The following is a 17886-nucleotide window of genomic DNA, read 5'->3' on the forward strand; positions in this document are numbered from 1 at the left end:
GCTGCCGGAGGCTGCGATCTTTTCGCTTCAACCGATTATCAAGTCAACCCGGCCACCGGCGGCTTGCCATAGCGCTTCTGTGCATACGACGCGCCGACAATCATCACCAGCAGAATCCCCGCCAGCACCGCCGACGAGCCGATGGTGCCGAAGTCCAGGCCACCCTTTTCGTGGGACTTGGTCATCAAGTCGCCCAAGGTCGCACCGAACGGCCGGGTCAGCACGAACGCCACCCAGAACAGCACCACGGTTGAAATCTTCGTGAAGTATTTGAGCGCCACGACCACGGCAATGGTCGAGCCGATCAACAGTGCGCCACCGGCAAAACCCAGGCCCGAATCATCGGCCAGGTAGTCGCCTAACGCGGTGCCCAGGGTGTTGGAGAACAGGATCGCCATCCAGTAAAACATTTCGCCGCGGAAGGTCTGCACCTTGCTCACGTTCAGCGAATCGCCACTCAGGCGCCAGGCCGCGAAGATCGCCAGCAGAATCGCAATCAGGATCATCGAGCCGGTGGCGTAACCCAGTTCGAGGGTGCGGTCCATGAAGTCGGACATGGTGGTGCCGGCGGTGCTGGTGGACAGAATCACGATCCAGTACAGCAGCGGCTTGTAGGTCTTGGCCATCAACTGAGTGATCAACGTCAGCACGAACACGCTGATCAGGATCAGCGAGCTGAGGGCGTACCCGACGTTGAGCGTCATCGACAGCAGATCTCCGGCGGTTTCCCCGAGGGTCGTCGCGCAGATCTTCATGACCCAGAACGCCAAGGTGATTTGAGGCAGTTTATTCATCGCAAGCAAAGCTCCAGTGGGTAGCGGCCGTTTTCTTGGTTTTCTGGCCGCGTGCAGACTGGCCTTGCACCGGTGAAAAACCGGTCGGCAATAGATGAAAAATCTGTCATCCCGCGAAAAGACTGATTAATCCTCGATTAATGCCGCCCCCGCATCCTGCCACTACCTGATCGATGACCTGCGCGGCGTTTTGAAAGCCAAAACAATGCGCCGGCCTTAACATCAACTTAATCGATTGTTTTTAGCATTAATTTGCGCTTTTTAATCAACTTAGTTGGCGTAGCATTAAACCCAAGCAAGACACATCGCCAATCCTTCTGGAGTCACTGACATGAAAACCAAACTGATCCTCGCGCTGACCCTGTCCGTACTGGCCGCCAACACCTTCGCCGCTGATGGCTCAGACAAAACCGGTTCCGCCGACTTCATTTCCGGCGCCAGCGCCGCCATCGAAACCAGCCACGCAGGCACTTACGCCGCTGACGGTTTCGATAAAACCAACACCGGCAAAACCGTGGCCGCCGATGGCTTCGACAAAACCGGTACCGCCAACGCCATCGCGGCTGACGGCTTCGAAAAAACCGGCACCGCTGCAGCCATCAGCTGAATATCAACGGTCCCTCTACAGCCCGGCTCATGCCGGGCTTAGTCATTTCTGGTGGGATGACAAATATCCTCCTGTGGGAGCGGGCTTGCTCGCGAAAGCGGTGGATCAGTCAACTACTGCGGCAACTGAAAGATTGCATTCGCGAGCAAGCCCGCTCCCACATGGGGGATTGCATCAACCGGAATATCTTTGTGTGACTGGAAAATGCTGTTTCAGCCTTGCACTATTGGCCGTCTACAAACGCCCTCCAGGAACCCCCAGCCATGTCCGATGACATCCACTTCTACGAACCCGCCAACGGCCACGGTCTGCCCCACGATCCGTTCAACGCCATCGTCGGCCCGCGGCCCATCGGCTGGATTTCTTCGCAGGATGCCGATGGCCGGCTTAACCTTGCGCCGTACAGCTTCTTCAACGCCTTCAACTACATTCCGCCGATCATCGGGTTTTCCAGCGTCGGGCGCAAAGACAGCCTGAACAACATCGAACAGACCGGCGAATTCGTCTGGAACCTCGCCACCCGGCCGCTGGCCGAGCAGATGAACCAGAGTTGCGCGATGGTCGCGCCTGAGGTCAACGAGTTTGAACTGGCGGGGCTGACGCCGCTGGCGTCGAAGGTAATTGCCGTGCCACGGGTGGCCGAAAGCCCGGTGTCCTTCGAGTGCAAGGTCACGCAGATCATTCAGTTGCAACGCGCCAATGGCGAAACCGTGCCGAGCTGGCTGATTCTCGGCGAAGTGGTCGCCGTGCATATCGCCAAGTGGCTGTTGAAGGACGGGATCTACGACACCGCCGCGGCAGAACCGATTCTGCGTGGCGGCGGGCCGGCGGATTATTTCCAGTTGGGCCCGGAAGCCCTGTTCAAGATGTGGCGTCCGGGCGCCAGCAAATAACCGCAGTTACCAGATCAGCTCGGCGTCAGCCGTGACGCCCTGCAGACGTTCCAGCTCCCGGGTCGCCGCGTCATCGGCAGCGATGGCGCCGGGGAACACCTGATCACCCAACAGTTTGTGAAAGCGTGGCGCACCGCCATCGACCAGGGCCTTGACCGCGATTGCCGCGTGATAACCCTTGTTGCCGCCCAACTCGACGGGGACGACTGCGGAGACTGCTTCGAAGTGTTCGAACTCTTTACGTGCCATGGCACACATCCTGGCTCAGACCAATAAGCCGGACATTAAACCCTCAACCGGCGAGTTTGTGTATCGGTGCCGGGCATTGGCCGAGGGCCTGCGCCGCCGAGACCTCTTTGAAGGTGTGGAAATCCAGGCTGTTGACCACCAGGTCCTGGACCAATTCGGCAAAGATCTGCATCGACGGGCTGTTGAAATACGCGGTCATCGCCTGTTGATGACTCCAGAAACCAGAGACCAGCCACAGGTCCGGATCGCATTGCGATTGCTGCAGGGCAAAGTTCAGGCAACCGGGGGCGTTGCATGACGGTTCGATCAAGGCACTGAGACGTACACCCAGTTCGGCGGAGCGTCCGGCGCGCGCTCGAACAAAGGCCATATGACTGACGGGAATCTGCTTGGACATGTTCAACCCTCCCAGGGAGTCGCGTGGCAGCCGGGGGACGGGCTGCGACAGGGTCCAAGGTTAAGGGCCGGGCACTCTGCGCCGTTAGTCGATTCCTGCCGCTGCGTTGCACAATCCTGCGAGACTTGCCTGATCGTCTGCAATAACTGGCAAACCTGCGTCACACGTCTGTCATACGCGTTTTGTGTAGGAGCTGCCGAAGGCTGCGATCTTTTGACTTTCGCCTTTAAAATCAAAAGATCGCAGCCTTCGGCAGCTCCTACAGGGGTTTCGATCTTCGGAATCATAAGGCGACCACAGGCTGATAACCGGGGCGCAAATCAACCCGATGCAGAATCAGGCAAGCATTCGACAGGATGTGTCTACCACCCGCGCTTGCACAAACATAAGCTTGGCTCCATTCCCCTCCCTTGCCGAGGAAGCCGCACATGACGTCATTCGATCGTTTCCAGACCCCGGCCGATGCCGACATGGAAAAACAGCGCGCCGAACTGGCGGCGATCATCCGCCGCAACACCACCGACGACGGCAGTTACCAGACCGCCGTCGGCTCGCTGTTCATGTCGCGCCACACCCAGTCCCACAATTTCGCCCCGGTGCTCGCGCAACCGGCGCTGTGCATCATGGCGCAGGGGCGCAAGGAGGTGCGACTGGCGGATGAGTACTTCAATTACGACCCGCTGAATTACCTGGTGGTCTCAGTCTCGATGCCACTTAGCGGCCGGGTGGTGAATGTCTCGCCGGAAGAGCCGATCCTCGCCGTGCGCCTAGACATCGACCCGGCGGAAATCACCGCGCTGATCGCCGAGGCCGGCCCCATGGGCGTACCGACCCGGCCGACCGGGCGTGGCCTGTATGTGGAAAAGATCGACAGCGCGATGCTCGACGCGGTGCTGCGTCTGGCCCGGCTGCTCGACACGCCGAAAGACATCGCCATGCTCGCGCCGCTGATCCGCCGGGAGATTCTCTATCGCCTGCTGCGCAGCCCGCAGGGCCATCGTCTGTATGAAATCGCGATTGCCAACAGCCAGAGCCACCGCATCAGCCAGGCGATCAAATGGCTCAACGGCAACTTCGAACAACCGCTACGCATCGATGATCTGGCCCGGGAAGTGAATCTTAGCGTCTCGACCCTGCATCACCGCTTCAAGGCGATGACCGCGATGAGTCCGCTGCAGTATCAGAAGCAGTTGCGCCTGCAAGAGGCGCGGCGCCTGATGCTCACCGAAGGGCTGGAAGCATCGGCGGCGGGCTATCGGGTCGGGTATGAAAGTCCGTCGCAATTCAGCCGCGAGTACAGCCGCTTGTTCGGCGCGCCGCCATTGCGCGATCTGGCGCGGTTACGGCTTTCGGTGTGAATTCAAAAGCCCCCTCACCCTAACCCTCTCCCAAAGGGAGAGGGGACTGACCGAGGAATATTCACGAAGTACACCGACCTGAACGATCGGCTTTGAATCCATAATCGACTGGATCTTTCAGGTCAACGTTAATCGCCAGACTCCTCGGTCGGCTCCCTCTCCCTCCGGGAGAGGGGACTGACCGAGGAATACTCACAAAGTACACCGACCTGAACGATCGGCTTTGAATCCATAATCGACTGGATCTTTCAGGTCAACGTTAATCGCCAGACACCTCGGTCGGCTCCCTCTCCCTCCGGGAGGGGGGACTGACCGAGGATGTTCACGAAGTACACCGACCTGAACGATCGGCTTTGAATCCATAATCGACTGGCTCTTTCAGGTCGATGTTAATCGCCAGACTCCTCGGTCGGCTCCTTTCCCTCCGGGAGAGGGGACTGACCGAGGAATATTCACGAAGTACACCGACCTGAACGATCGGCTTTGAATCCATAATCGACTGGATTTTTCAGGTCGACGTTAATCGCCAGACTCCTCGGTCGGCTCCCTCTCCCTCCGGGAGAGGGGACTGACCGAGGAATACTCACAAAGTACACCGACCTGAACGATCGGCTTTGAATCCATAATCGACTGGATCTTTCAGGTCAACGTTAATCGCCAGACACCTCGGTCGGCTCCCTCTCCCTCCGGAAGAGGGGACTGACCGAGGATATTCACGAAGTACACCGACCTGAACGATCGGCTTTGAATTCATAATCGACTGGATCTTTCAGGTCGACGTTAATCGCCAGACACCTCGGTCGGCTCCCTCTCCCTCCGGGAGAGGGCTGGGGTGAGGGAGCGATTTTGAGCTGAAACGCAATCAAGCGCCCAACACCCGACACGCCTCACTCGGCAACGTCACCGACACCGGATGCCCGATCCCCAACCCGATCCCCTGACACGGCGTGCTCAGCGCCGTGAAGGTCACCCCGGAACATTCCACCGTGGTCTCGATCGTCGCGCCGATATCCCGCACGAACGTCACCTTGCCCAGCAGACGATTGCCCGCCGTGGCCTGGGGCGCGGACAGTTGCAGGTCTTCGGGGCGGATCAGCATCTTCACTTTCTGCCCGACCACGATGCTGCTGCAGATCGGTACTTGCAGGGCATCGCCGCCCGGCAGCACGACTTTGCCATCGCCCAGCGCCGTGGCCGGGAAGATGTTGCCGGAGCCGATGAAGTCCGCGACGAATTCGTTGGCCGGGTGTCGATAGATTTCAATCGGCGTACCCACCTGCTGCACTCGATGCTCACCCAGCACCACCACGATATCGGCCATGGTCATGGCCTCGCGCTGATCGTGGGTAACCATGATGGTGGTGATGTTCAGGCGTTGTTGCAGCTGGCGGATTTCCACCTGCATCGACTCGCGCAACTTGGCGTCCAGCGCCGACAGCGGTTCGTCGAGCAACAGGATTTTCGGGTGCGAAGCGATCGCCCGGGCAATCGCCACTCGCTGACGCTGACCGCCAGACAGCTTGGCCACCGGACGATCGATCATCGGTTGCAGCTGGATCAGCTCCAGCAACTCCACCACCCGTGCCTGTTGATCGGCCTTGCTCACACCACGCAGTTTCAGCGGATAAGCGATGTTCTCGCCCACGGTCATGTGCGGGAACAATGCCAGCGACTGAAACACCATGCCGAAGTTGCGCAGGTGCGCCGGGGTATGGCCGATGTCCACGCCGTCCAGGCGGATTTCGCCGCCGGTGAGGGTTTCCAGCCCGGCGATCATGCGCAGCAGCGTGGTCTTGCCGCAGCCCGACGGGCCGAGGAAGCACACCAGTTTGCCCTCAGGCAAATGCAGGTTCACGTCTTGCACCGCACAGGCCGAGCCGTAGTGTTTCTCGACGTTTTCCAGAATCAGTCCAGTCATGTTGCACCTCACAATCAAAAGGAAACGCCGCCTTCACCGACCAGCTTCTCCAATGCCCAGATCAGCACGAAGTCGATCAGCACGATCAGCACGGCAAACGAGAACACGGTAGGGTCGAGCGATGACACGGTGCGGCTGTACATCCAGATCGGCACGGTCATGACGTCGATGGTGTAAAGGAAATAGGTCACGGTGAACTCGTTGAATGAGACGATGAACGCCAGCAGCATCCCCGCCAGAATCCCCGACTTCATCAACGGCACCACCACGTCGACAATGGCGCGCAACGGCGAGGCGCCGAGCATCTGCGCCGCCTCTTCGACTTCACTGCCGATGGAAAGCATGGCCGCCGTGCAGTTTTTCACCACGAACGGCAGCGCCAGAATCACGTGGGCGATCACCAGCCGCGAGGTGGTCATGTGGAACGGCAGGCTGTCGAACACCAGCAGCAAAGCCAGCCCCAGCACCACCATCGGAAACACCAGCGGCAGCGACATCAGCTGCAACGCCACGCTCTTGCCACGGAACTCGCAACGGGTCAGCGCGTAGGCCGCCGGCACCGCGATCAGCGTCGCGAAAATCATCGTCAGGCACGCCACCAGCAAACTGGTGCCCATGGCCTGGCCGAGGCTCAGCACATCGCTGGCGTCGGGCGCGACGAAGGTGTGCCACGCCGCCTTGTACCATTGCAGGCTGTAGCTGCTCGGCGGGAAATCGAGGTTCGACGCGCCGCTGAACGACATCACGATCATCGTCAGGATCGGCAGCACGGCCAGGAACAGAATGATCCCGGAGAGGATGCCGGCCAACTTGCCGGTGTCGCCCGGCAACAGCGACTGACGCTTCTTGATCAGGGCACTCATTGCGAAGCCTCCAGCAGACGGCGACGGCGGCCGGTGATGTATTCGGACAAGGTCATGATGGCCAGCGTGGTGACGATCAGCACCACCCCGGCAGCGGATGCGGCGGGCCAGTTCATCAGCGGGGCGATCTGGTCATGCACCATCACCGCGAGCATCGGCACGCGTCGGCCACCGAGCAACAGCGGCACCACGAAGCTGCTGGCGTTGTAGGCGAACACCAGGGTCGCGCCGGTGATGATCCCCGGCAGACTCATCGGCAACACCACCTGACGGAACACCTGAAAACGGCTGGCACCCAAGGTCGCGGCCGCTTCTTCGTAGCTGCGGGCGACACCGCGCATGGCGCTGGCAATCGGCAGCACGGCCAGCGGGAACGCGGTCTGCACCAGGCCCATCAACACGCCGTTCTGGTTGTACAGCAACATGATCGGACGCTTGATCAGGCCGAGGCCCATCAAGGTCTGATTGAGCATGCCGCCGGGGCCGAGGATCACCAGCCAGCCGTAGCTTTGCAGCAGCAGGTTGACCAGCAACGGCAACAACACCGCCGCCAGAAAGATCCGCCGCACGAACGGCGACGTCAGGCGCGACATGGTGTACGCCACCGGGATCGCCAGCAGCACCGCGATCACCGCGCTGATCAGCGCCAGACGCAAGGTCAGCAACAACGATTTGAGGTAGTAGGGTTCGAGCAACTGCGCGTAACTGGCCAGGCTGAACCCGGACCACTCCGCGCCTTTGCTGCCGACGCTCATGCGCAGCACCAGCAGGCTGGCGGCAATCAGCACGCCGAGAAACAGCATCGACGGCGTGAGGAAAAACCACGCCCGCGCGGTCGGCGAAACACCGCGCGTCGGGCGCGCGTCACCCGCGCCGACCGCTCGGGTCAGGGATTGATGTTCCATAGCAATGATCTCGTCAATGGAAAACAGCAGACAAACACAGATCTCCAAACCACCGCGAACCCTGTGGGAGCGGGCTTGCCCGCGAAAGCGGTGTATCAGTCACATTGATGTTGGATGTGCCGACGCATTCGCGAGCAAGCCCGCTCCCACATTGGATTTGTGGTGTTTCGGATCAGGAAGAAAAAATTTCCGTGTAGCGACGAATCCACTGGTCATGCACGGTCGCCAGGAAGGCGTTGTCGTGCATGATCGCCTTCTCCGCGATCTGCTCCGGCGTGAGGATGAACGGGCTCTTGCGTGCTTCGGCAGAGATGATCGCCTTGGCGTTGACCGGGCCGTTGAAGATGTCTTCGGCCATCTTGCCCTGCACCAGCGGGTCGAGGGAGTGGTCGATGAAGGCGTAGGCCAGGTCGGTGTCGCCCGGACGGTTCTTCGGCATCACCGAGAGCATCAGGTCGGTATAGAAACCTTCCTTCATGCCGAACGTGGCGCCCAGGCCGTAGTTCGGATCGCGGATCTGCTTGGGGAAAAATGCCGGGGCATAGAGGCCGCCCATGTCCAGGGAGCCGGTACGGAACAGCTCGGCGATCTGGTTCGGGTTTTCGCCCAGGGTCACCACGCGGTCTTTCAACTCCGCGAGTTTCTTGAAGCCCGGCTCGATGTTGTGCTCGTCACCACCGGCCAGTTTCGCGGCGATGATGATCAGGTCCATGGCCTCGGTCCAGTTCGGCGGCGGGAGGAAAATGTTCGGTGCCAGATCGGCGTCCCACAGCGCGGCGTAACTGTCCGGCGCTTCTTTCTGGGTGCGGGTGCTGTAGACCAGACTGTTGCACCACAGCAGGTAACCGATGCCGTGGCCGTTGGCCCCGGTGCGGTATTTTTCCGGAACGTCGACCAGGTTGGGAATACGGTTGAGATCGGGTTTTTCCAGCAGCCCGGCAGCGGCCAGGCCTTCGGCGCCGACCCCGGCCAGGGTGATGATGTCGTACTGCGGACGGTCACCGCCGGCCTTGAGTTTGGCGACCATTTCCGAAGTGCTGCCGGTGCGGTCGGCAATCACCTTGGCGCCGGTTTTGGCTTCGAACGTTGCAGCGATGTTGCGCAGTGCGGCCAGGCCTGTGTCATCGGACCAGGTCAGCAGGCGCAGGGTCTTGCCGGCAAAGCGGGTGTCGCTGGCACTGGCCCGGATGAAGGGCATGCTCATGGCCGCCGCAGCCACCGAGGCCACGCCGACGGTTTTGATGAATTGACGCCTGTTCAGATCGTGCTCGCCCATTGAGGACTCCCATTATTCTTTTAAGTATGAGACTGATCGCAACCCTTGCATCTGCCTGACCGGAATTGCCCAAGCGCCCGGTTTCAAAGGGCTTGGGCATGGTCTGCGGGTTCATCCTGAGGTCGTGCAAAACACCTGACTATCGATAAAAACTCATTGGAGCCATGACGCCGATGCATGCCTCGTCGCGAGGCATGCGCTGACCTTTTTCGGGCATTCAGAGCGCGCGGATCACGTGCTTGATTTCCTGAAAGGCCGCCAGGCCCCACGGCCCCAACTCGCGGCCGATGCTGCTCTGTTTGTAGCCGCCCCATGCGGTCTGCGGGAAGATCACCTGCGGCGCGTTGAGCCACACCAGCCCCGCCTGCAAGGCGTTGGCGACCCGATCTGCGGTCTCGGCGTTACGCGTGACCACGCTGGCGACCAGACCGAACTGACTGTCATTGGCCAGGGCAATCGCTTCAGCCTCCGTAGCAAAACTGCGCACGCAGATCACCGGGCCGAAAATCTCTTCGCACCACAGCGCACTGTCGAGGGGCACGTCGGTGAAGATCGTCGGCTGCAAGAAATATCCGCGCGGCAGCTCGGCGGGGCGATTGCCGCCACAGATCAGCCTGGCCCCGGCACTCAGACCACGGTCGATGTGGCCGAGCACGCGCTGGTATTGCGCCTGATTGACCAGCGCGCCCATCTCTACATCCGGATCGAATGGATCAGCCACGCGAATTGCTTGCGCACGTTTTTGCAGACGCTCAAGGAATTCCTCCGCCAGCTCATCAGCGACCAGCACCCGGCTGGTGGCCGAGCACATCTGACCGGCGTTGAAGAAACCGCCACCGCAGGCCAGCTCCACCGCCAGATCAAGGTCGGCATCTTCCAGAATCAGTAGCGAGGATTTGCCGCCCAGTTCAAGGCTCACGCCCTTCACCGTTTCGGCGGCGCGCTGCATCACCTGCACGCCGACCGCGTTGCTGCCGGTGAAGGAAATCTTCGCGACACGCGGGTCCGCCGACAGCGGTGCACCGACCGCCAGACCGGTGCCGCAGACCAGATTGAACACGCCGTTGGGCAGACCGGATTCGGCGATGATCGCCGCCAGTTCCAGCTCCGGCAGCGGCGTGACCTCCGACGGTTTGAGCACCACGCAGCAACCGGCGGCGAGAGCTGGCGCGAGTTTCCACGCGGTGGTGACCATCGGGAAATTCCACGGCACGATCAGCCCGACCACACCGCTCGGTTCGCGGCGCAGACGTGCGCTGAAATCGTCGCTGGGCAGCGCGACGTCGCTGTCGAGTTGGGCGTCGAGGCCTTCGGCGAGTTCGGCGTAGTACTCGAACGTAGCGATCACATCGTCGACATCGATACCCGCTTCGAACTGCGGTTTACCGTTGTTGCTCGACTGCAACTTCATCAAATGTTCGCGGCCGTTGCGCACGCCGTTGGCGATGTTGCGCAGGATCGCACCGCGCTCGACACCGCTGGTTTTCGACCAGTCGCTGAACGCTGCCGTAGCGGCGCTCACCGCCAGATCAACCGCACGTTCATCACCGCCATTGACCGTGGTCAGCAGCGCTTCGGTGGCCGGGTTGATCACCCGCAGATGCTCGCGGCCGGCCGACCATTGGCCATTGATGTACAAGCCATCGAGTGTGGTTGGGAAATTGATCATTGGGCCACCGCCTGCATCCACTGGTTCTGGTCGATTTCGATCAGGGTCGGCCCCTGACGATCGGTTACGGCACGCAGCGCACTGCGCAGTTGTGCAACCGAACTGATCGCCTCGGCGGCGCACCCCAGGGCCTTGGCCACTCCGATAAAGTCCGGGGTGTAGATATCGACCCCTACCGGCTCGATGGCGCGGTTGACCATGTATTTCTTGATCTCTTCGTAACCCTGGTTATTCCATAGCAGGATGATCACCGGAGTGCGTGCTTCGACCGCGCTGGCCAGTTCCGGCAGGGTGAATTGCAGACCGCCATCGCCGATCAGGCACACCACCGGCGGACGTGCGCCGTGTTCGAGGTTGCCGCCGAGCCACGCGCCGATCGCCGCCGGCAACGCATAACCGAGGGTGCCGTAACCGGTGGACGAGTTGAACCAGCGCCGTGGTCGTTCCGGGTTGAACGTGAGGTTGCCGGTGTACACCGGTTGCGTGGAGTCACCGACGAACACTGCATTTGGCAGCTCGTGCAACACGGTTTCGAGGAAACGAGTCTGGGCCAGAGTCGCTGTATCCCAGGTCGCGGCCAGGTCTTCACGCAGCCGGGCGGCGCGTACCTGGCCCCAATCGTTGCGGCGTTCGGCCAGCGGTTTGTGCGACAGCGCGCTGAGCAGCGTTTGTGCCGCGTTGCGCGAGTCGGCCACCAGCGCCACGTGCGGCGGGTAATTGCGCACGGTCTGGTCGGCATCAATGTCGATGCGCAGCAACTTGCCGGGGATCTCGAAACCGCCAGCGAAGGTCACGTCGTAGTCGGTTTCCGCCAGTTCGGTGCCGATCGCCAGCACCACGTCGGCGTCAGCCACCAGAGCACGGGTGGCGACCAGGCTTTGTGTCGAACCGATCAGCAGCGGATGGCTGGACGGCAACAGGCCTTTGGCATTGATGGTCAGCGCCACCGGTGCGTCGAGCAGCTCAGCCAGCTCGGTGAGCTCGGCAGCCGCGTCGATGGCGCCGCCACCGGCGAGGATCAGCGGACGCTGGGCGCCGGCCAGCAATTCGCTCATGCGGCTCACAGCGGCCGGCGCGGCACCGGCGCGGTTGATGTTGACCGGCACGCTGGTGAGCAGTTCGTCGGCTTCTTCAACCAGCACGTCCAGCGGAATTTCGATGTGCACCGGACGCGGACGCCCGGCCTGGAACAGCGCGAACGCACGGGCCAGCACACCCGGCAATTCGGACGCCGACATCAGCGTGTGAGAGAACGCCGCCACGCCGCCGACCAATGCACTCTGATTCGGCAACTCATGCAGCTTGCCGCGCCCGCCGCCCAGCTGACTGCGGGTCTGCACGCTGGAGATCACCAGCATCGGGATCGAATCGGCGTAGGCCTGGCCCATGGCAGTGGTGATGTTGGTCATGCCCGGGCCGGTGATGATGAAGCACACACCCGGTTTGCCGCTGGTGCGGGCGTAGCCGTCGGCCATGAAACCGGCGCCTTGCTCGTGGCGCGGGGTGACGTGGTTGATGCTCGAACGGGCCAGCCCGCGATACAGCTCCACGGTATGCACCCCGGGAATGCCGAACACCTGCTCGACCCCATAATTCTCGAGTAACTTGACCAGTACTTCGCCACACGTCGCCATGTATTTGCCCTTCTCTTTCAATTGAGACATCGGGGCCTTGTGGGAGCGGGCTTGCTCGCGAAAGCGGTGGATCAGTTACATCCATGGCGGATGTGCCGACGCATTCGCGAGCAAGCCCGCTCCCACAGGGATCCGGTAATGGCCCCATTGAACGGGCGGCAGGTAGCGGCAACAATCGATAAAAGCTCATACTAGCCATGTCCTCACGTCATACCTTGGATCCACATGAAGCGACTGCCTCCCCTGCCCGCCCTGCACACGTTTCTGATCACCGCGCAGTGCTGCAACTTCACCCGGGCCGCCGAACAGTTGCACATCACTCAGGGCGCGGTAAGCCGGCAGATCGCCGGGCTGGAGGATCATCTGGGGTACGAGTTGTTCATTCGTCGGGCGCGAGGTCTGGAGCTGACCGCCGAAGGACGTGAATGGCTGCCTCGGGTGGAAAAGGTCTTCGGCCTGATCAGCGAAGCCACCGAGCAGATCGGTCTGAAGCGCGAAACCCTGCAGCTCAAGGCACCCAGCTGCGTGATGCGCTGGCTGGTGCCGCGTCTGCTGCAATGGCAGAAGGAACGCCCGGACGTGCCGGTCAAACTGACCGCCAGCCTGGCCCATGGCGTGGATTTTCAACGCGAGCAGTTCGATGCAGCGGTGATCTATGGCACGCCCCCGGACAACTCATCGACCGCGCTGCACCTGTTCGACGAACAACTGACGCCGGTATGTTCGCCAACGTTATTGCAAGGCTCGCCGACGCTGAACGAACCGGCCGACCTGCAACAGCATCTGCTGCTGCATCCGACTTCCGATACTCAGGACTGGAGCGTGTGGCTCAGCGCTGCCGAACTGCAGTTGAGCAACGTCGACACGGGGCAGCATTTCGAGACGCTGGATCAGGCGATGTCGATGGCGTCGCACGGGACGGGGGTGGCGATTGGTGACTGGTCGTTGATCGGCGATGACCTGCGCGCGGGGCGGCTGGTGATGCCGTTTGATCTGAAGGTGAAGACGGGGCTGGGTTACTACGTGGTGATGCCGCAAGGCGCAGAGACCTCGCCACAACTGGAAGAGTTGATGATCTGGCTGGTAGAACAAGCACACACCCGCTGAAACAACACAAATCCCCTGTAGGAGCTGCCGCAGGCTGCGATCTTTTGATCTTGTTTTTTCAAAGCAAAGTCAAAAGATCGCAGCCTTCGGCAGCTCCTACACAGGTTGTGTTTGCAGGTCAGTAGCCGACGGTAAACCGCTGACGCGAGTGCTTCGGTGTTTCCACTTCGTCGATCAGGGCAATCGCGTAGTCGGCAAAGGTGATCCAGCTGCGACCTTCAGCGCTGAACAGCAAATGATCCTTGCCGACGCGGAAGGTGCCGCTGCGCTCACCTTCGACGAACTCGGCCGACGGCGACAGGAAGGTCCAGTCCAGCTCCTTCTCCTGGCGCAAGGCATCAAGAAACGCCGCGCCAGCGCTGGCCTCGGTTTTGTACTCGGCGGGGAAACCGGCGCTGTCGATCACCCGGGTGTCGTCCGGCAGCAACAGCGAACCGGCACCGCCGACCACCAGCAAACGCTTCACCCCGGCCTGTTTCACCGGGCCGATCAGCGCACTGGCCGGCACCGTGGCGAAATGCGCAGCACTGATGACTACATCGTTACCAGCGACAGCGTCCTGCAACGCGGCGGCATCCAGCACATCGACATTCTTGCTGACCACACCGGCACGCGCGCCGATCTTCGAGGTATCGCGGGCGATAGCGGTAACGCTGTGGCCGCGACGCAGGGCTTCTTCCAGCAGTTGGCTACCGGCACGGCCGGTGGCACCAATGATTGCGATCTTGCTCATGACATTCTCCAGTTGGCTTGAGAGTGCTGCGTTTTCAGAATCGGGTTACCACTGCATCTCGCCCTTGGCGACTTTCGCGCTCAGTTCCAGCGAGCTTTCTTCACCGAGTGTCGGGTAGCGCTTTTTCATCGCCTTGATCAGCGCGGCGGAATCCTTGGCCTTGGCGGTTTCGGCGTCGAACGCCTTGATGTAGTCGGCGGTGAATTTCACGCTGGCCAGCGAGCGGCTGCTCTCGCTCAGGTAGTGCCCCGGCACCACGGTTTTCGGCTTCAGGGTTTCGATCGAGTGCAGGGTTTGCAGCCAGTCGGCGTGGGATTGCGCGGTCTGGGTGTCGGCCATCCACACATGGATGTTCTCCGCGACCACCACACCACCGACCACGGCCTTGAGTGACGGAATCCACACAAAGCTGCGATCCGGCTGTTTGCCATCGAGCCCGACCACCTGCAGTTTCTGCCCTTCGAGCATCAGAGTGTCGCCTTTGAGCACGCCCGGGACGATGGTTTTGGCCGGCACGTCAGCGCCCATTTTCGGACCCCAGAAGGCCAGTTTGCCTTCGACCGTTTTGTTGATGTGATCCACGGTCGGTTGCGAAGCCAGCACCTTGGCGTCGGGGAAGGCCTTGGTCAGGGTGTCGAGGCCGAAGTAGTAATCCGGGTCACCGTGGCTGATGTAAATGGTGGTCAGGTGTTTGCCGCTGGCGCGGATCTTCTCCACCACCTGCTCGGCCTGGGCCTTGCCGAACTGCGCGTCGACCAGAATCGCGTCTTTCTCGCCGCTGACCAGCACCGAGGTCACCGGAAAAATCGCCTGGGTGCCCGGATTGTAGACATCCAGGCTGAGGTTGGCAGCAGCGGCGTGGGCGGCGAAACCGAGGGTGGCGCTGGCCAGCAAAATGCGTTTGAGAGTGGTGAAGCCGATCATCTGTTGCTCCGTGTTCCGAATGCCGTGTTTGGCGATGGGACAGAGCTTAGTTGCCTGAATCGCTACAAAAAATGCGATGCTTGAACATAGTTTGTTTCTGAAAGCGGGCAAATCATGGATCGTCTCCAAGCAATGCGGGTGTTTGTCACGGTGGTGGATCTGGGCAGCCAGTCGGCCGCCGCCGATCATCTGGACCTGTCGCGGCCGGTGGTGTCGCGCTATCTGGCGGAGCTGGAGGACTGGGTCGGCGCGCGTCTGATGCACCGTACCACGCGCAAGTTGAGCCTGACCGCCGCCGGCAGCGAAATCCTCCCGCGCTGCCGACAGATGCTCGACCTCTCCAGCGACATGCAGGCCGCCGTCAGCGAACCCGACGAAGCGCCGCGCGGACTGCTGCGCATCAGCGTCAGCACCTCGTTCGGCCAGGCGCAACTGGCCGATGCCATGGCGGCGTACGTCAAACGCTACCCCGGCGTCAGCATCGATCTGCAGATGCTCGACCGCACGGTGAATCTGGTGGATGAGCGCATCGATCTGGCGATCCGCACCAGCAATGACCTCGACCCGAACCTGATCGCCCGGCGCCTGACGGTGTGCCGCTCGGTGGTCTGCGCCGCGCCGGCTTATCTACGCGACAACCCGCCGCCGCAGCGAGTCGAAGACCTGAGCCGGCACAACTGCCTGACCCACTCGTACTTCGGCAAAAGCCTGTGGCATTTCGAGGAGGATGACGAACCGGTATCGGTGCCGGTGCAGGGCAATATCAGCGCCAACGAGGCCAGCACCCTGCTGCGCGCCACGTTGGCCGGCGCCGGCGTGGCGATGCTGCCGACCTATCAGGCCGGGGTGCATGTGCATGCCGGTGAACTGGTACGCCTGCTGCCGCAGGCCGAGCCACGGCAGATGAACATCTACGCGGTGTATGCCTCACGCAAACACATGCCGGCGGCGCTGCGCAGCATGCTGGATTTTCTCGTCGAACGATTCCCGGAAAATCCCAAATGGGATATGGGCCTGTAAATCCGATTTCCTTGTGGGAGCGGGCTTGCTCGCGAAGGCGGTGTATCAGTCTGAATTGTCCTCGACTGACACGACGCCTTCGCGAGCAAGCCCGCTCCCACAGGGTGTTATCCGTATTCTGAATGGCATGTCACATATGCGGGAGCCGTGGCTGGAAACTCTGTGCCGCTGACCTATGCTGAAAGTAATACCGCAGGGTATGCGTTCAGAGGTCTATGCCATGAACATCAGAACAAGAAGGTACTTCGCGATTTTCATCACCTGCGCGGCCACGCTGGCGCTGTACGGCACCGCAGCCTGGCGGGTCGAGCAACTGCGACAACTGCCGCGCGAATACGCCAGTTGCAATCTGGAGCGCTGCATTCCGCATACCGCGACGTTGAATGCGTTGCGCTGAGCCGGGCTCACATCAATCCTGTGGGAGCTGGCTTGCCAGCGATTGCGGACTGACATTCAGCAGAGATAGCGACTGACCCGCCCCTATCGCTGGCAAGCCAGCTCCCACAGGGTTCGTGGCGCTTGCTTGTTTACTGCTCGGCCTTCAACCGGTCGCGAAACGCCTTTGGCGAAATCCCCACCCGGCGCCGGAACAGGCGCGTGAAGTTGGTTGGATCGGAAAACCCCAACAACTCTGACATCTCGTAAATGGTCATGCTGGTGTAGGTCAGCAAACGTTTGGCTTCCAGTAACTGGCGTTCGTGCATGATCTGCAACGCTGGCTGTCCGGCCAGTTCGCGGCAAGTGCCGTTGAGGTGCGAGACCGAGATGCCGAGGCGATGCGCCAGGTCTTCGACCTTCACATGCTGGCGGTAGGTCTCCTCCACCAACTGAATGAACCCGTTGAGGTATTCGCGCTGGCGTTGCGGCCGTTGGCTGGCGTTATGGCGCACCAGCGCCTGCCGACTGACCCAGACCATGATCACACTGACCAGCGCATGCATGAGCATTTCCCGCGCCGGCTGATGGCCGTTGTATTCGGCCTGCAGTGCCGTAAACAGACTGTGCAGGTATTCCGCGTCCTTGCCCGCCGGGTAGTGCTCGGCCTGGGCCAGGGCGTGCACCGAATTGCCCAGTTGCGCCTGCAGATGGTTGATCAACGGAGTGGCGAGGGTGACGACGAAACCTTCGACGTCCTCGGAAAAACGAAAGCCATGTACCGACAACGGCGGCAGAACTTGAATCGCGGGTTGGTCGAGCTGCGTGCGTTTACCTTCGATTTCAAGCTCTGCCTGACCTTTGAAAACGAAGAGTAACTGGCACAAATCGGCGTGGCGGTGGGGTTTGATTTCCCATTGATGTTCGCGGCTGCGTTTGGAAATGGTTTCACAGTGCAGCAAGTCAGGGGTCGGCCAGTCCAGGCTTTCACCGTAGAGCTTGAACACCGGAATCGAAGGCAGGTCAGGCTTGTTCATCACTTCAATCCAGGCCTCGAGGTTTGCGGGCGATAATCGCACCGATTGGCAAAATGTACAGGTATCGGCTCAGTTTTCACCTTCAGTTGACAGACTCGCGAGGGAAAAATGCAAGTACTCGATCCAT

Annotated in this window: 18 protein-coding genes; 6 read left to right on the forward strand and 12 right to left on the reverse strand. The window is 61.0% G+C overall.

Going from position 1 to position 17886, the window contains the following annotated elements; genetic code table 11:
- Positions 1-38: 38 nt before the first annotated feature.
- Positions 39-794 (reverse strand): COG4705 family protein, encoded by a 756-nt coding sequence (locus ACXR0M_RS13855; RefSeq protein WP_458832388.1) that lies wholly within the window; start codon positions 792-794, stop codon positions 39-41.
- 331 nt (positions 795-1125) lie between these two features.
- Between ACXR0M_RS13855 and ACXR0M_RS13860 the strand changes: the two genes are divergently transcribed.
- Both ACXR0M_RS13860 and ACXR0M_RS13865 read left to right on the forward strand, forming a co-directional pair.
- Positions 1126-1401: a hypothetical protein gene (locus tag ACXR0M_RS13860; protein ID WP_458832389.1), complete on the forward strand. Its 276-nt coding sequence runs from the start codon at positions 1126-1128 to the stop codon at positions 1399-1401.
- Positions 1402-1664: 263 nt separating this feature from the next.
- On the forward strand, positions 1665-2294 hold the full coding sequence (locus ACXR0M_RS13865) for a flavin reductase family protein (protein ID WP_458832390.1): 630 nt from the start codon (positions 1665-1667) through the stop codon (positions 2292-2294).
- 6 nt (positions 2295-2300) lie between these two features.
- Here the strand turns inward: ACXR0M_RS13865 and ACXR0M_RS13870 are convergent, their stop codons facing one another.
- Positions 2301-2543, reverse strand: a complete 243-nt coding sequence (locus tag ACXR0M_RS13870; RefSeq protein WP_458832391.1) for a hypothetical protein — start codon at positions 2541-2543, stop codon at positions 2301-2303.
- A 43-nt stretch (positions 2544-2586) separates the two neighbouring features.
- Positions 2587-2940, reverse strand: a complete 354-nt coding sequence (locus ACXR0M_RS13875) for an antibiotic biosynthesis monooxygenase family protein (RefSeq protein WP_458832392.1) — start codon at positions 2938-2940, stop codon at positions 2587-2589.
- A 428-nt stretch (positions 2941-3368) separates the two neighbouring features.
- On the opposite strand from ACXR0M_RS13875, the gene ACXR0M_RS13880 reads away from it, so the two are divergent.
- Positions 3369-4298, forward strand: coding sequence for an AraC family transcriptional regulator (locus ACXR0M_RS13880; RefSeq protein ID WP_458832393.1), 930 nt, complete (start codon positions 3369-3371; stop codon positions 4296-4298).
- Positions 4299-5160: 862 nt separating this feature from the next.
- Here ACXR0M_RS13880 and ACXR0M_RS13885 read toward each other — a convergent pair.
- From ACXR0M_RS13885 to ACXR0M_RS13910, 6 genes are all read right to left on the reverse strand, one after another.
- Complete coding sequence (locus ACXR0M_RS13885; RefSeq protein ID WP_458832394.1) at positions 5161-6216, reverse strand: ABC transporter ATP-binding protein; 1056 nt, start codon at positions 6214-6216, stop codon at positions 5161-5163.
- Between the two features lie 14 nt (positions 6217-6230).
- Positions 6231-7079 (reverse strand): ABC transporter permease, encoded by an 849-nt coding sequence (locus ACXR0M_RS13890; protein WP_458832395.1) that lies wholly within the window; start codon positions 7077-7079, stop codon positions 6231-6233.
- Positions 7076-7984, reverse strand: a complete 909-nt coding sequence (locus ACXR0M_RS13895) for an ABC transporter permease (RefSeq protein WP_458832396.1) — start codon at positions 7982-7984, stop codon at positions 7076-7078. Before ACXR0M_RS13895 ends, ACXR0M_RS13890 begins: the two co-directional genes overlap by 4 nt.
- A 172-nt stretch (positions 7985-8156) precedes the next feature.
- Positions 8157-9260 carry an ABC transporter substrate-binding protein gene (locus tag ACXR0M_RS13900; protein ID WP_249490619.1) on the reverse strand — a complete coding sequence of 368 codons (1104 nt, stop codon included), beginning with the start codon at positions 9258-9260 and terminating at the stop codon, positions 8157-8159.
- Between the two features lie 217 nt (positions 9261-9477).
- On the reverse strand, positions 9478-10929 hold the full coding sequence (locus ACXR0M_RS13905; protein WP_458832397.1) for an aldehyde dehydrogenase family protein: 1452 nt from the start codon (positions 10927-10929) through the stop codon (positions 9478-9480).
- The gene (locus ACXR0M_RS13910; protein WP_458832455.1) at positions 10926-12563 is read right to left on the reverse strand and encodes a 5-guanidino-2-oxopentanoate decarboxylase; all 1638 of its coding nucleotides are present in this window, start codon (positions 12561-12563) and stop codon (positions 10926-10928) included. The genes ACXR0M_RS13905 and ACXR0M_RS13910 overlap by 4 nt, the downstream gene beginning before the upstream one ends.
- 225 nt (positions 12564-12788) lie before the next feature.
- Between ACXR0M_RS13910 and ACXR0M_RS13915 the strand changes: the two genes are divergently transcribed.
- Positions 12789-13670 (forward strand): LysR substrate-binding domain-containing protein, encoded by an 882-nt coding sequence (locus tag ACXR0M_RS13915; RefSeq protein WP_458832398.1) that lies wholly within the window; start codon positions 12789-12791, stop codon positions 13668-13670.
- Positions 13671-13788: 118 nt separating this feature from the next.
- On the opposite strand, the gene ACXR0M_RS13920 is transcribed toward ACXR0M_RS13915, so the two are convergent.
- Together ACXR0M_RS13920 and ACXR0M_RS13925 are read right to left on the reverse strand one after the other, a co-directional pair.
- Positions 13789-14403, reverse strand: a complete 615-nt coding sequence (locus tag ACXR0M_RS13920; RefSeq protein WP_458832399.1) for an NAD(P)-dependent oxidoreductase — start codon at positions 14401-14403, stop codon at positions 13789-13791.
- Positions 14404-14448: 45 nt separating this feature from the next.
- A complete protein-coding gene (locus ACXR0M_RS13925) occupies positions 14449-15327 on the reverse strand; it encodes an MBL fold metallo-hydrolase (protein ID WP_458832400.1) in 879 nt (292 codons plus the stop codon).
- 114 nt (positions 15328-15441) lie between these two features.
- On the opposite strand from ACXR0M_RS13925, the gene ACXR0M_RS13930 reads away from it, so the two are divergent.
- The gene (locus tag ACXR0M_RS13930) at positions 15442-16347 is read left to right on the forward strand and encodes a LysR family transcriptional regulator (RefSeq protein ID WP_458832401.1); all 906 of its coding nucleotides are present in this window, start codon (positions 15442-15444) and stop codon (positions 16345-16347) included.
- Positions 16348-16567: 220 nt separating this feature from the next.
- A complete protein-coding gene (locus ACXR0M_RS13935) occupies positions 16568-16744 on the forward strand; it encodes a hypothetical protein (protein ID WP_458832402.1) in 177 nt (58 codons plus the stop codon).
- Between the two features lie 130 nt (positions 16745-16874).
- Here the strand turns inward: ACXR0M_RS13935 and ACXR0M_RS13940 are convergent, their stop codons facing one another.
- The gene (locus tag ACXR0M_RS13940) at positions 16875-17759 is read right to left on the reverse strand and encodes a helix-turn-helix domain-containing protein (RefSeq protein WP_458832403.1); all 885 of its coding nucleotides are present in this window, start codon (positions 17757-17759) and stop codon (positions 16875-16877) included.
- Positions 17760-17886 lie beyond the last annotated feature (127 nt).

This window comes from Pseudomonas sp. Eth.TT006, assembly GCF_054456575.1.